Raw genomic sequence first — 13,308 nt, 5'->3', positions numbered from 1 at the left:
ATTTCACCCCATTTAAAGCATATCGATGAAGCGGTTGGATATCACTTCAGTATCTTCAGGTGTTTTGCAGATGATCAGGCAGGTATCGTCGCCGCAAATCGTACCGAGAATTTCTTCCCAGTCAAGATTGTCTATCAGTGCGCCGATTGCCATCGCATTCCCGGGCAGCGTTTTCATAACAAGCAAATGGCCGGCAGTATCAATCCGGACAAAAGCATCCATTAAATTGCGTTTTAGTTTCTGCAGCGGATTGAACCTTTGATCCGCCGGCAGGCTGTATTTATATCTTCCATCCATTAAAGGAACTTTTACAAGATGAAGCTCTTTTATATCTCTTGACACAGTTGCCTGGGTCACATTAAAACCGGCATTTTTCAGCTCGTCCACAAGATCATCCTGTGTTTCAATATCATTATTGGCTATGATGTCTCTTATTTTGATATGTCGTTGTCCTTTATTCACTTTATCACCTCTATAGGCAGTCGAAACCTGATTTCTATCCATATGTTAGCCGATTTTCTGCTGAATGTACAATTTTTTCTGCAATAGACAGCACGAATAGCCAAGAACCGCCATAATTCGATGGTCCAGCGCCGAAAAAAAGGAATAAGCATGATGCTTATTCCTCTTCTTTCTGCTGCTTTGATTTCAGCTCGGCATGAGCTTCCTTGACTATTTCATCCACGGAAGCAGAAAGTCCGTTTATGCCTGTTTCCTTTTCCCCTTCCCACCTCAGGTGAAGAAGGAACTCAATATTGCCGTCCCCTCCTGTTATCGGGGAATAGGAAAGGTTTCTGACATCATATCCCTGTTCCAGGGAAAAGCGGATCATGCGGTCAATGACGTCGGCATGGACCTTGGGATCGCGGACAATCCCTTTTTTTCCGACCTGCTCACGTCCTGCTTCAAACTGCGGCTTTACAAGCGCAATAACATCACTCCCGGGAACCAGCAGGGTTTTTAGAACAGGCAGAATAAGCTTCAAGCTAATAAACGATACATCAATCGACGCAAAATCTGGCATCTCCCCTGCCAGATCGGCAGGAGTCACATAGCGGAAGTTGGTCCTTTCCATTACCTCCACCCGCTCGTCCTGCCTCAGCTTCCAGGCAAGCTGATTATAGCCTACATCCAATGCATATGACATTTTCGCCCCATTCTGCAGCGCACAGTCAGTGAAGCCGCCGGTTGATGCTCCTATATCAAGAAGCACCTTGCCTGAAATGTCGACATCGAACTCTTTGATCGCCTTTTCAAGCTTCAGTCCGCCGCGGCTGACATAGGGGATCAGCTTGCCTTTTACTGTGAGCGGAATATCGGCGCCTACCTTTTCACCAGGCTTATCGAGGCGGCTCTCGTTCGTATAGACAAGTCCGGCCATGATGGCGCGCTTTGCCTTTTCCCTTGTCTCGATAAGCCCTCTTTCTACGAGCAATACATCTAAACGTTCTTTCTTACTTTTCATCTGTTAAGCCCTTTTTTGTTTTTTTCTCGCCAATTTTGCGAGCTTTTGTACGGCCATCTCAGAGGTCAGGCCGATTTCTTCGAGCAGTTCCTTTACGCTTCCATGTTCAATATACTCATCAGGGATTCCCATGCGTTCGACAGCTGCCTGATGGAACCCGTTTTCATGGGCAAACTCAAGGACGGCGCTTCCGAATCCGCCCTGCAGGATAGCTTCTTCTATAGTTAGTATCGGCATATTCAAACTTAATATTTCTGACAGCATCTTCTTGTCAAGCGGCTTGATGAACCTGGCATTGACGACTTTTATTGAGTAGCCCTGCCTTTCCAGCTGATCTGCTGCTTCCATCGCCATCGGGATCGTTGTACCAAAGGTAAGGATTGCAGCATCGTCCCCTTCCTTCAGCACTTCCCAAGTGCCGATAGGAATTTTGATCAGCGTCTCATCCATCGGCACACCGATTCCGTTGCCCCTCGGGAAACGCATCGCAATCGGGCCGTCATCATAAGCAAGAGCAGTGTTGACCATATGCTGGCCTTCATTTTCATCTTTCGGCATCATCATCACCAGATTGGGCACATGCCTCATGAAGGCGATGTCAAATACACCCTGGTGGGTTTCACCGTCAGCGCCCACAAGGCCTGCGCGGTCGATTCCGATGAAGACATTCAGGTTCTGGCGGCATATGTCATGCACCACCTGGTCATAGGCACGCTGCAGGAAGGTCGAATAGATAGCCAGGAACGGCTTCATATTTTGTGTGGCAAGCCCTGCTGCGACAGTTGTTGCATGCTGCTCCGCTATACCCACATCAAACATGCGGTCCGGGAACTCGCTGGCAAAGCCTTCAAGCTTTGATCCTACAGGCATGGCAGGAGTGATTGCAACAATCCTGCTGTCCTTCCTCGCCAGCTTCCTTACGGTTTCACTGACAAGCTTGCTCCAGGCAGGCGGCGGGTTGATCGGTTTAACAAAGTCGCCTGTATCAATTTTGTATGGGCCTGTCCCGTGCCAGGTCCCGACTGTATCCTTTTCAGCAGGGGAATAGCCTTTCCCCTTCTTAGTGATCACATGCAGAAGGACAGGACCTTCTGTTTTCTTTGCATAGCTGAGCGTTTCAAACAGCTCTTCAAAATTATGGCCATCGATCGGGCCTAAGTAGGTAAAGCCCATTTCCTCAAAAAACATGCCCGAAACCAGAAGATATTTCAAGCTGTCTTTTACTCTTTCAGCAGTTGAAGCAAGCTTTCCGCCGACAGCAGGGATTTTTTTGAGGAGAAGCTCGAGCTCATCCTTCACCCACTGATACTTGCCGGCTGTCCGGAGTTTCCCGAGAACATTGTGCAGGGCCCCGACATTTGGTGCAATCGACATTTCATTATCATTGAGGATGACAATCATATTCTTTTGCTCGTGTCCGATATGATTGAGCGCTTCAAGCGCCATCCCGCCTGTCAGTGCGCCATCCCCGATGATCGGGACGATATGGGAATCCTCTTTTTTCAAATCCCTCGCAATGACCATGCCCATGGCCGCTGATAAAGAAGTCGAGCTGTGGCCGGTCTCCCAAACATCATGTTCGCTTTCAATCCGCTTCGGAAAACCGCACAGTCCTTTATACTGCCTGAGGGTATCAAATTCACAGGCTCTGCCTGTAAGGATCTTATGGACATAAGACTGGTGGCCCACATCCCAGAGAAACTTGTCCTTTGGGCTTTCAAAGCATTTGTGGAGGGCGATCGTCAGTTCAACGACTCCTAGGTTGGGTCCGATATGGCCGCCTGTCACTGAAAGTTTTTCTATAAGAAAATTCCTGATATCCTGGCTGAGATCTTCCAGTTCTTTATTGGAGAGCCCTTTTAAAAATGAAGGGTCCTTAATCGATAATAGATCCATGTCTTGGATCACTCACTTTCATTTCTTTTTAAATCACTGTTATTATTAATTCTCTTTTATTATAACGATATGACAATTTTCCACAACAAAATAAAGCACATTCCCTGCATTGTACCATAAGAGTAACGCATTGCAGGCGATTTTCCAACTGATTTCCCTTATGGGACATCCAGATCTGCTGGAGGGCAGGAACCGTTTTACTAAAGAAAAGCATAGCTGCTGAATGCAAAAAGGGAATTCTGTCCTGTCTATAAGCTGAAAATCAATCACTTCCTGACCAAAGAAAAAGCCGTTGGCCCGATGCGGCAAACGGCTTCCTTCTCATATCCGGCAGCTGCAGGATCAGCAGAAACTGCCAATTAATCAGTGATCCCTGTTCGCCACCAGATTGGTTATCTCTTCCAGCAGCTGGATTTCAAGGCCTGTTTCCTGCAGCCGGGCCTTTGCCATCCCTATATGATGTTCAAGCGCCTTGTTTGCTCCTTCCATAGTGAGAATGGATGGGTAGGTGCTTTTATTGTTGGTTTCATCACTGCCAACCGGCTTTCCAAGGACCTCTTCATTTCCTTCCAGGTCGAGGATATCATCCCTGATTTGGAAAGCAAGGCCCAGATGGTGGGCAAATTCATTCAGGCTTTTCAGCCTGCTTTCCTCTGCACGCGAGAGGAGAGCCCCTGCTGCTACACTGAATGCAAGAAGCTTCCCGGTTTTGTGCACATGTATGTATTCAAGCTCTTCAAGATCAAGGTCTTTGTCCTCTCCCTCAATATCTGCCGTCTGGCCGCCTACCATGCCTTCAGCACCCGAAGCCCTTGCAAGCTCATTGATCAAAGCAAGCTTCACTTCCGCATCAGCATCCTCAGGAGCCATCTGTGCAAGAAGCTGGAAGCTGTATGTCAGCAGTGCGTCTCCAGCAAGGATGGCATTTGCCTCGCCAAACACTTTATGGCTGGTCGGCTTCCCCCGCCTGAGATCATCATCGTCCATGCTTGGGAGGTCATCATGGATAAGGGAGTAGGTATGGATCATCTCCACAGCAGCTGCAGCCTGCAGGCCTTTTTTTGTATCTTCCCCAAAAGCCTTGAGAGTAGCGAATACGAGGAGCGGCCTGATCCTTTTGCCCCCGGCCTGCAGAGAATAATGCATGGCCTTTTTCAGAACCTCCGGGGCGGCCAGTCTGCTGACACTTTCCTCCAGCTCACGCTCAAGCATCTTTATATGGACCTCTGAAAAAGAATCAAGCTGTACATTCGGCACCATTACTCCTCCTCCTCGATGACAAACGGTTCTTTCCTGCCTTCTTCTGTCAGAACCTCCGTCAGCTGTTCTTCCACTCTTTGCAGCTTATCATGGCACAGCTTGGACAGCTCCATGCCCTGCTTATAGATGGCAATGGCCTCTTCGAGCGGCACATCGCCTTCTTCCAGCTTTTCTACAATTCCTTCAAGCTTTTTCATCGCTTCTTCGAATGTGAGTTTTTCTTCTGCAGCCATTTCTATCACTCCTCTTTGCCTGTCACCTTGCAATTAAAAGTTCCATCAGCCAATTTCACCTGGACATCATCGCCCTTTTCAACCTGGGAGACACTCTTCAGGAGCTCGCCTTCCCCGCTATAGGCCAAGCTGTAGCCTCTGTCCATAATCTTAAGCGGGCTCAGCGCCTCAAGGGTTGAAACCATGCCGCTGAATTCCTTCTGCTTCTTGGTCAAAACTTCTTTCATGGCCCTGCCGAGTGCACGGCTGCCGCGTAAATGGGTTTCCTTCGCTTCCTTGTACAAATCATTTGGATGATTCCTCAAGAGCCTTTGCAGCAGCCTGTCCCGCTCCTCGCGTTTCAGCTCTGCAAGCCTGCCTGCGCTCTTTTTCAGCTGTTCTGTCATCTTGTCTGCCTGTTCTAGCTTCTGTTCGTACAGCCGCTGCGGATAGCGGAAGGCATATGATTTCTGCAGTCTGCCCAATCGTTCCCGCTGCAGGACTGCTCTTTCCCTCATCGCTCTGATAAGCCTGGACTGGCGGTTTAAAATCCTTTCAGCCAATTCATCGATATGCGGAACCGCCATTTCTGCCGCCCCGGTTGGTGTGGGGGCGCGATGGTCGGCTGCAAAATCGGCAATTGTAAAGTCGGTTTCATGCCCGACAGCCGAAATGACCGGAATGTCCGATCCAACGATCGCCCTTGCCACCTGCTCTTCATTGAAGGCCCATAGCTCTTCGATCGACCCTCCGCCGCGCCCGACGATCAGGACATCAGCCTCGGCCTGCCGGTTTGCAAGTTCAATGGCGCCAGCAACAGAAGGAGCTGCCTGGGCACCCTGTACAAGTGCCGGATAAATCAATATATTGGCGATCGGAAAGCGCCTTTTGATTGTTGTGATGATATCTCTTACTGCAGCTCCTGTCGGGGACGTTATCACTCCAACAGTTTTCGGGAATTTCGGGATGGGCCTTTTGCGTTCTGAAGCAAACAGCCCCTCTTTCTGGAGCCTTTCCTTCAGCTGCTCAAAGGCCAGGAAAAGATCCCCTACTCCATCCGGCTGCATCTGCTTGACATAAATCTGATATTGTCCGCTCGGCTCGTAGACAGAGATCTCACCGCTGATCAGCACCTTCATCCCGTTCTCAGGCTCAAACTTCACTGAACGTGCAGAACGGGAAAACATGACTGCCAGGATCCGGGATTTCTCATCCTTCAGCGTGAAATACATATGTCCGCTCGAATGCCTCTTAAAATTAGAGATTTCGCCTTTGACAAATATCTCCTGCAAATGCGGGTCATGGTCAAATTTTCTTTTTATGTATAGAGTTAGAGCGCCTACGGTCAGATAACGCTGTTCCTTCATAGCATACTCCTTTTAAAGGGCTGGGTATCCACATGCCATTTGCTGTTTGTTCTGTACAATAATCTAAACAGCGTAAAAAGCCCTTCCCTATTATAAGTTTAAATAAGGCCATCCGTCACGCCAAAACGGCTAAAACAGGCATATCGCACATTTAAACTGGATAGAGACAGGGCAATGAATGCTTTTGGTCCGGCCGGGACAGGCAGGACGCTTAAGAGTCCAGGCTATCCTTCACTTTCGAGAGGACACCGTTGATGAAACGGCTGGAATTGTCATCGCCAAATATCTTCGCAATTTCAATCGCCTCATCAATGACAACATTGGCCGGGACCTCTTTGCTGTATTTCAGCTCATAGACTCCTTGGCGGAGAAGATTTCGATCCACTGTTGCAAGGCGTTCCAGCTTCCATTTTTCAAGATACTGCTTGATCAGACTGTCAATTTCCTCTTTATTTTCAAGTACACCGGTTACCAGAAGTGTCAGATATTCGTCCCCTTCTTCTCCCTCAAGCACATGGTCGATTGCTTCCGAAGGGTCTGCCTGGCTCACATCAATCTGAAACAGGGCCTGTAATGCTTTTTCTCTCGCTGTTCTTCTTTTCATTATATTCTTTAACTCCTTTTAGGCATCTTTGTCCAAATAACATAAGAAGATAATAGCATAACTAAAGCGGGTTCGCACTGTGTTCATCAATATTTTTGCCATTATGCCTTATATTCATAGGTGTTTTTTAATACTATCTGCAAGAAAGTTCCATATCCTTCTGCAGGTCCAGTAATGGAAAGAGCCAAAGACATTAGCTGTCTTTGGCTCTTCTGATCAGATTTCCTGTTCAATTTCAGGCTCAAGCTTCTGGTTTTCAAATAAGATGCCCACCACATGAATATTGATTTCCTGTGCTTCAAGAGCAGTCATGTTCAACAGGGCCTGGCGGATATTATCCTGGATTTCCTGGGCGACGGCGGGGATTGAGATGCCAAATTTCATCAGGCAGTACACCTCTACCTTGATGCCTTCCTCAGTCAATTCAACCTTGACGCCTTTACCATGATTTTTCTTGCCTAAACGCTCGACGACTCCTGAGGCGAAATTGCCGCGCATCTGTGCAACCCCTTCTACCTCAGAGGCAGCGATCCCTGCAATCACTTCAATGACTTCAGGAGCTATTTCTACTTTTCCATGCCCAGTATTCCCCTGGCTCATTTCCAAAATGTTCTCGCTCATTACAGCACCTCCGGTTAATCTTCAGACTTCATCACTTCGTACAACTCAAGGAACTTGGTATTGAACTGTCCTTCCACAAATTTCTCGTGGCTGAGCAGCTTAAGATGGAATGGAATGGTCGTGTGTACACCTTCGACCACAAATTCGCTTAAAGCCCTCTTCATGCGGGAAATGGCTTCTTCCCGGCTGCTGCCATAGGTAATGACCTTTGCAATCATGCTGTCATAATAAGGCGGAATCATATAGCCCGGATAAGCTGCAGAATCGACCCGGACGCCAAGGCCTCCTGGAGGAAGGTACATACTGATCCTCCCGGCTGAAGGCATGAAGTTCTTCTCCGGGTTTTCCGCATTGATCCTGCATTCTATCGCCCAGCCATTAAAAGTAACTTCATCCTGGCGAAGGGCAAGCTTTTCTCCGGATGCAACCTTGACCTGTTCTTTGATCAGATCGACCCCCGTCACCATTTCTGTGACAGGATGCTCTACCTGTATCCTTGTGTTCATTTCCATGAAATAGAACTTTCGGTTCTGATAGTCATATATAAATTCTACAGTGCCGGCGCCTGTATAATCAACCGCTTTTGCAGCTTTAACAGCGGCAGCCCCCATTTCTTCGCGGATTTCTCCGTCAAGTGCGGGAGATGGCGTCTCTTCAAGGAGTTTTTGAAGCCTTCTTTGAATCGAACAGTCCCTCTCGCCCAAATGAAGTGTATTGCCATAGTTATCAGCAAGCACCTGAATTTCCACATGGCGGAAATCTTCAATATATTTTTCAATGTAAACGCCAGGATTTCCAAAAGCAGTAAGGGCCTCCTGCTGGGTGATATTGATTCCCTTTACCAGTTCTTCCTCGGTGCGGGCTACACGGATGCCTTTGCCCCCTCCGCCGGCCGTCGCCTTTATGATGACGGGATAATCAATCTTTTCGGCCAGTGCCTTGGCGTCATCCACGTCCTTTACGACACCCTGTGAACCAGGGACAATCGGCACTCCCGCTTCCCTCATTGTTTCACGGGCAATATCCTTCGTGCCCATTTTATTGATGGCTTCGGGAGTCGGGCCTACAAAGATGATGTTGCATTCGCGGCACAGTTCTGCAAAAGCAGCATTTTCCGCCAGGAATCCATAGCCGGGATGGATGGCATCACACCCTGTCAGTTTAGCAACACTAATGATATTCGTAAAGTTAAGATAGCTGTCTTTGGAGGCTGTCGGGCCGATGCAGTATGCTTCATCCGCCAATTGTACATGCAATGCTTCTTTATCAGCTTCCGAATAGACAGCAACAGATTCTATTTCCATTTCCTTGCAGGCACGGATGATCCGTACCGCAATTTCCCCTCTGTTTGCAATTAATAATTTTTTTATCATCGAAAGCTCTCCTTACTCAGGCTTCACCAAAAATAATGGCTGTCCGTATTCGACCAGCTGGCCGTCTTTCACCAGTATTTCCACAATTTCCCCATTCACTTCTGCTTCGATTTCGTTGAACAGCTTCATGGCTTCAACGATGCAGACGACAGAATCCTTTGATACCTTTGAACCTGATTTAACATATACATCGGCATCAGGCGATGGTGAAGCATAGAAAGTCCCTACCATAGGTGAGGTGATTTTATGTAAGTCTGCATCCTGTACAGTTTCCTTTGGAGCTTCCTGGACGGCAGCCGGAGCTGTTTCCTGAATAGAAGCCGCAGGAACTGCAGGCTGCTGGACAGGCACCTCAATGGGCCTTTGCACTGCCGCAGGCTGGACAACAGCAGCCTCTGCAGCCGCGCTTTTCTTCATTTTAATTTTAGATCCTTCGTGCTCATATTCAAATTCATCGATAGTAGACTGATCAACAAGCTTAATCAGCTCGCGTATTTCTTGTACTTTTAACATACCATTCGGCACCCCTTGTCCTAAATAAAATTATGACTAGATACTAATATCATACGATAAGACCACACCAAAGTTCAACCGGCTTCTTTCAAGCAGCAGGACCTTTTTGCATCCTGCCCTTCTATTTTAATGTTTTTTTCAATTTTTGTGAAATTCCTCAAAGGAAATATGCCTGTGCACAGCGAAACCTTACAGCATTAGACTTATTTCGACGGAGGACACCATAATGGACAAGCTTGAGAGCATAAAAAGGGAAGATTTGGCCCGAAAAAATTCACTGATTGTTAAATCGGCTTTTGTAAGCGTTATCTTAGCGGCTGCTGTAGATATTATAATGAAAAAGGAACTGGCTGTCATCCTTGCCATTCTGATTGCCGGGGGCATTGGCCTCTGCATTGTTTGGTTGCTCCACCGCATTCCATCTGCCATTCATATTGTACCGTATACAAGCATGATCCTGATTACCGCCGTCATGTTCATCATCATGGAAAACAGTGTCTCGCCAACAGCTTTTTTCCTCGCATACTTCATCATTGCCGCAGCAGCCATCTATATGGATACAGTCTTGCTCTGGCTGGCATTTTTTCTTGGAAACACACTCATTACAGCTTTTACAGCACTTCATCATGGCACCCTTCCATTGGAAATGAAAAATTATGTGACAATTTATCTGCTTTACCTTTTAGTAACGGTACTCCTTTCATTTCAATTTTCCATATCGCGCAAGCTTGCCGAGAACATAGTTCTTTCTCAGGAAAAGACAGCACAGCTCCTGAAAACCGATCAGGAAATCAGGAGGGCCATAGACAAGGGCACAGCTGATATTTCTGAAATGATTGAACAGGTGAAAGAGAGAAGCGGCAAAAATTTTGAAGCTGCATACAGCATGTCCCGATCTATTGCCGAGGTTTCCGCCGGAATGCAGACCCAGGCTGAGGCAATCATGGGAATTAACCAATCTCTGTCAGTCGCAAACAAACAGGCAGAAGACACCACCCTGCTGTCAGAAAAGCTCCATCAGGATGCGGCTTCAGCCGAGCTGATCACCCGGACAGGCGATGCCCTGGTCGGCAGATTGGCGGAAGAAATGGGCGTATCTTATAAGGAAATGCAGAACGCGATAGAGAAGATGAGCAGCCTCTCACTGCGGATACAGGATACCTCTGCGTTTACCGATTCAATTCAGGAGATAGCATCTCAAACAAATATGCTTGCATTGAATGCATCTATTGAGGCCGCCAGAGCAGGAGAACGCGGGAAGGGATTCGCAGTAGTGGCAGATGAAGTCAGAAAGCTCGCCGACCTGACAAGGAAAACGGCCATGATGATTTCTGAAAATCTGCAGGAGGTTATTTCGGAGACAGAGGCAGCAAAAGAAGACCTGGGAGCTGCAGGAAAAACCATTACCGGCAACCTGACGCTCACTTCGGACACCCAGCAGGCGTTTGAGGAAATCTTCACAGCCTTCATCAGGCTGAAAGAGGATATTGCCAGATACAGCTCCATGACAAGGCAAATCAAGGAATCCTCCCATTTAATCGGGAATGCAGTCACAGAATTCAGCTCTGTGATCGAGCAGGCAAGCGCTTCACTCGAGGAGCTTTCTGCTTCTGTCGGAGAGCAGGCAAAACAAAACGAAGACATCTTCTCGTCGATAAAAAAGGCTCATCATTCACTGGAGGATCTGGTGGAGTTTCAGAAAAAGTAAGTGAAACCCGGCAGATTTATTATCCTAGTGTGCATCAAACATTAAAGAGGCAGTGCATTCAGTGATGCACTGCCTCTTTTCAGCATATCTGCAAGAGTGGTGCTGAACGAGCGCCCTCCGCTTTTCTATTTGTCCAGCTCCGGGAGCTAGCCCCTCGAGTCTTAAGCCAATCAGATCAGAAGGTTAAAGAACAACCTTCCGCTCTGCTCGTCTTAAGCTTGTCGGGGCTGAACGAGCGCCCTCCGCTTTTCTATTTGTCCAGCTCCGGCTCCTAGGTGCTCGAGTCATAAGTCACTTCGGAACTGAAGGCAAAGAACGACTTCAATTCCAAAGCGCCTTATGCTTGAGGCCCGCAGGATGCGGGTCATGCAGGCGTTGCCACAGGACGTGGCGCATTTAGCCTGCGTTCCTTGTTGGAACAGTCGCCTCTGCTTTTCTATTTCCCAGGTTCAAATTCTACTGATGCTACCTGCAGCTGCGGGATTTCGCCTTTTACCATTTGGATGATTTCGTTGGCAGCTGTTGGGGAGTGTTCTTTTGATTTGATGGTGATGCGGACTTTTTCTCCGTCTGCCCTTACAAGGACGTCTTCATAGTCCATGGCTTTAATGACTGTTTCAAGAAGGATTTCTTTCTGTGCAACATCTCTAAGCTGGTCGATTTTTTCTTTCGCTTCGTTTCGTTCTTCAGCGGAAAGATCTGTGGAGGCCATGACATTGGTGAGTTCCTCTTCCATCCGGCTGCGCTCATCTTCCATCTGCATGCGGAGCGTTTCGAACATTTCATCGCTGGAAACACCGGAGATGACTGTTTCGCCATCTTCAGAAGCAGTTTCTTCAGCAGATGACTCTTCTGCACCTGCGGTTTCTTCATTTGCCTTTTCCTCGACTGCGGCCAGATCATTGCTTTTTTGTTCAGGAGTAGTAATGTAGTAGACAGAGAGCACGACGACTAAACTTAGCATTGTTAAAAGCCAGACTGTTTGTTTTTTCAATAGCATTTCAGGATTCCCCCTTAGATTTTTTTGGCATTACAGCTACACGGTGGCTTGGGACATCCAGCGACCGCGTTACAGCCTCAATAATCCACTTTTTTACTTGTATGTTATCGGCCCCTTTAGCGACGACGAGTACTCCCCGTATAACAGGTTTCTTCGTTTCCACCACTATCGGAACCTCTTTTTCTCCATCTCTGATAATCACCAGCTGGTCTTCCTTGGACAAATCCTCCACTTTCCTTTTACCTCCCTCCCGATCGGTTTCATCGGTCGTTTGGGACTTGGTTGTGGAGTTCTTTTCCAATACCTTCTTCTCAGTTGCATCCACATTGACAACAACCGTGACATCATCGACACCAATAATGGAATCGAGCGCTTCCTTCAACTGGGCTTCATACGCTTTTTCATAATCAGTGATAGACCCGTTCCCGCCTGTCTTCTTTTGGCCAAAGGCCGGGACATCTTCAGCTTCCTTCCCTTCCTGGCTGCTGAAAGCAGGAAGCACCCCGCCAGCTTCTTCCTCCTTGAAAAAGGAGCTGCTGATGAGCATGATCGCTGCCCCGAACAATAGGGCGATCAGCAAATATTGATATTTTCCCTGCTTCTTATTTTCACCGCTTCCCATCAGGTGTTTCTTTATCCAAGCCAGCGGCCCCTTTTCATTGTCCATTAATCCTTGTTCCCCCCTTCTATCATGACTTCGATAGATTCTTCCTTGATATTCCATTTTTGAGCAAGAAGTGAAGCGATATCGTTTGATTCATCTGTTTCTGCGCTTGATGGAAAGGGTTGGTTCGTATTGATTTCTACCATGGAGACCACTTCGACTGCTTTTTCTTCAGGAACCTGCTGCTTTAGCTGGATGCTGACCTTCTCCAGATTCTCAGGGAAGGCACTCTGATTATTTTCATCCACGATTAGACTTACATCACTAATTTCCAATCCGTACTGTTCCATCAGCTCCTTTTCTGCGTCCGTTTTCAATTGGACAGCCATTTCTTCTAAAATATATGCACTGGTTGAAGCTTGTATTTCTTTTTTCTTCATTTCTATTAAATTTTCCATATTATGATCTTCCGCTGTTTCAGTGATATTTATTTTTCCAATGGCTTCTTCAAAATCCTGGGTGAACAGCTTGAGGACCGGGGACAGGATGATGGTGATCAGAAGCAGACCGGTCACCATCTTCGTATACTTCTGCAGGCTTGAATTCGGCAGGAGCATGTCCACAACAGTCGCCAGCAGAACAAATAATATGATGTTTGTAACCCACTCTTTTATGAACTCCATAT

At 47.4% G+C, this 13,308-nt stretch carries 14 protein-coding genes; 1 reads left to right on the top strand and 13 read right to left on the bottom strand.

What is annotated here, in order from left to right; all coding sequences use genetic code 11:
* Positions 1-12: 12 nt before the first annotated feature.
* The 10 genes from ahrC to accB form a co-directional block, all read right to left on the bottom strand.
* Entirely contained in the window at positions 13-462 is a 450-nt protein-coding gene (ahrC, locus tag ABU165_RS02640; protein WP_009794964.1) for a transcriptional regulator AhrC/ArgR, read from the bottom strand.
* 157 nt (positions 463-619) lie between these two features.
* On the bottom strand, positions 620-1,465 hold the full coding sequence (locus ABU165_RS02635; RefSeq protein WP_009794963.1) for a TlyA family RNA methyltransferase: 846 nt from the start codon (positions 1,463-1,465) through the stop codon (positions 620-622).
* Between the two features lie 3 nt (positions 1,466-1,468).
* Positions 1,469-3,361, bottom strand: coding sequence for a 1-deoxy-D-xylulose-5-phosphate synthase (gene dxs, locus ABU165_RS02630; protein ID WP_253617967.1), 1,893 nt, complete (start codon positions 3,359-3,361; stop codon positions 1,469-1,471).
* 363 nt (positions 3,362-3,724) lie between these two features.
* Positions 3,725-4,621 carry a polyprenyl synthetase family protein gene (locus ABU165_RS02625; protein ID WP_009794960.1) on the bottom strand — a complete coding sequence of 299 codons (897 nt, stop codon included), beginning with the start codon at positions 4,619-4,621 and terminating at the stop codon, positions 3,725-3,727.
* Entirely contained in the window at positions 4,621-4,854 is a 234-nt protein-coding gene (locus ABU165_RS02620; RefSeq protein ID WP_009794959.1) for an exodeoxyribonuclease VII small subunit, read from the bottom strand. Before ABU165_RS02620 ends, ABU165_RS02625 begins: the two co-directional genes overlap by 1 nt.
* Before the next feature lie 5 nt (positions 4,855-4,859).
* Positions 4,860-6,200 carry an exodeoxyribonuclease VII large subunit gene (gene xseA, locus ABU165_RS02615; RefSeq protein ID WP_129612045.1) on the bottom strand — a complete coding sequence of 447 codons (1,341 nt, stop codon included), beginning with the start codon at positions 6,198-6,200 and terminating at the stop codon, positions 4,860-4,862.
* A gap of 211 nt (positions 6,201-6,411) precedes the next feature.
* Positions 6,412-6,804, bottom strand: a complete 393-nt coding sequence (gene nusB, locus ABU165_RS02610) for a transcription antitermination factor NusB (protein WP_311224647.1) — start codon at positions 6,802-6,804, stop codon at positions 6,412-6,414.
* A 216-nt stretch (positions 6,805-7,020) separates the two neighbouring features.
* The gene (locus ABU165_RS02605) at positions 7,021-7,425 is read right to left on the bottom strand and encodes an Asp23/Gls24 family envelope stress response protein (protein ID WP_009794956.1); all 405 of its coding nucleotides are present in this window, start codon (positions 7,423-7,425) and stop codon (positions 7,021-7,023) included.
* A gap of 14 nt (positions 7,426-7,439) precedes the next feature.
* A complete protein-coding gene (accC, locus tag ABU165_RS02600) occupies positions 7,440-8,798 on the bottom strand; it encodes an acetyl-CoA carboxylase biotin carboxylase subunit (protein WP_129612047.1) in 1,359 nt (452 codons plus the stop codon).
* A gap of 12 nt (positions 8,799-8,810) precedes the next feature.
* Positions 8,811-9,311 (bottom strand): acetyl-CoA carboxylase biotin carboxyl carrier protein, encoded by a 501-nt coding sequence (accB, locus tag ABU165_RS02595; RefSeq protein ID WP_129612048.1) that lies wholly within the window; start codon positions 9,309-9,311, stop codon positions 8,811-8,813.
* A gap of 226 nt (positions 9,312-9,537) precedes the next feature.
* Between accB and ABU165_RS02590 the strand changes: the two genes are divergently transcribed.
* The gene (locus tag ABU165_RS02590; RefSeq protein WP_318059526.1) at positions 9,538-11,019 is read left to right on the top strand and encodes a methyl-accepting chemotaxis protein; all 1,482 of its coding nucleotides are present in this window, start codon (positions 9,538-9,540) and stop codon (positions 11,017-11,019) included.
* Between the two features lie 436 nt (positions 11,020-11,455).
* Here ABU165_RS02590 and ABU165_RS02585 read toward each other — a convergent pair whose 3' ends face one another.
* Genes ABU165_RS02585 through spoIIIAF form a run of 3 tightly spaced genes read right to left on the bottom strand, consistent with a single transcriptional unit; the run spans position 11,456 to position 13,306 of the window.
* Positions 11,456-12,019: a SpoIIIAH-like family protein gene (locus ABU165_RS02585; protein ID WP_009794951.1), complete on the bottom strand. Its 564-nt coding sequence runs from the start codon at positions 12,017-12,019 to the stop codon at positions 11,456-11,458.
* Between the two features lies 1 nt (position 12,020).
* Positions 12,021-12,686 (bottom strand): stage III sporulation protein AG, encoded by a 666-nt coding sequence (gene spoIIIAG, locus ABU165_RS02580; RefSeq protein WP_094767083.1) that lies wholly within the window; start codon positions 12,684-12,686, stop codon positions 12,021-12,023.
* Positions 12,686-13,306, bottom strand: a complete 621-nt coding sequence (gene spoIIIAF, locus ABU165_RS02575) for a stage III sporulation protein AF (protein ID WP_094767082.1) — start codon at positions 13,304-13,306, stop codon at positions 12,686-12,688. Before spoIIIAF ends, spoIIIAG begins: the two co-directional genes overlap by 1 nt.
* Positions 13,307-13,308 lie beyond the last annotated feature (2 nt).

The organism is Cytobacillus sp. T106 (genome assembly GCF_040492155.1).
Taxonomy (GTDB): Bacteria; Bacillota; Bacilli; order Bacillales; family Cytobacillaceae; genus Bacillus_AB; species Bacillus_AB infantis.
Note: the sequence above shows the minus strand (reverse complement) of the source record. Positions and strands in the feature narration are given on the sequence as shown.

Bases quoted from the DNA above. Each gene is read 5' to 3' on its own strand.
- spoIIIAF (WP_094767082.1), bottom strand. From the start codon at position 13,306: ATGGAGTTCATAAAAGAGTGGGTTACAAACATCATATTATTTGTTCTG.
- ABU165_RS02625 (WP_009794960.1), bottom strand. From the start codon at position 4,621: ATGGTGCCGAATGTACAGCTTGATTCTTTTTCAGAGGTCCATATAAAG.
- nusB (WP_311224647.1), bottom strand. From the start codon at position 6,804: ATGAAAAGAAGAACAGCGAGAGAAAAAGCATTACAGGCCCTGTTTCAG.
- spoIIIAG (WP_094767083.1), bottom strand. From the start codon at position 12,686: ATGGACAATGAAAAGGGGCCGCTGGCTTGGATAAAGAAACACCTGATG.
- ABU165_RS02620 (WP_009794959.1), bottom strand. From the start codon at position 4,854: ATGGCTGCAGAAGAAAAACTCACATTCGAAGAAGCGATGAAAAAGCTT.
- ABU165_RS02590 (WP_318059526.1), top strand. From the start codon at position 9,538: ATGGACAAGCTTGAGAGCATAAAAAGGGAAGATTTGGCCCGAAAAAAT.
- ABU165_RS02605 (WP_009794956.1), bottom strand. From the start codon at position 7,425: ATGAGCGAGAACATTTTGGAAATGAGCCAGGGGAATACTGGGCATGGA.
- ABU165_RS02585 (WP_009794951.1), bottom strand. From the start codon at position 12,019: ATGCTATTGAAAAAACAAACAGTCTGGCTTTTAACAATGCTAAGTTTA.
- accC (WP_129612047.1), bottom strand. From the start codon at position 8,798: ATGATAAAAAAATTATTAATTGCAAACAGAGGGGAAATTGCGGTACGG.
- xseA (WP_129612045.1), bottom strand. From the start codon at position 6,200: ATGAAGGAACAGCGTTATCTGACCGTAGGCGCTCTAACTCTATACATA.
- accB (WP_129612048.1), bottom strand. From the start codon at position 9,311: ATGTTAAAAGTACAAGAAATACGCGAGCTGATTAAGCTTGTTGATCAG.
- ABU165_RS02635 (WP_009794963.1), bottom strand. From the start codon at position 1,465: ATGAAAAGTAAGAAAGAACGTTTAGATGTATTGCTCGTAGAAAGAGGG.
- dxs (WP_253617967.1), bottom strand. From the start codon at position 3,361: ATGGATCTATTATCGATTAAGGACCCTTCATTTTTAAAAGGGCTCTCC.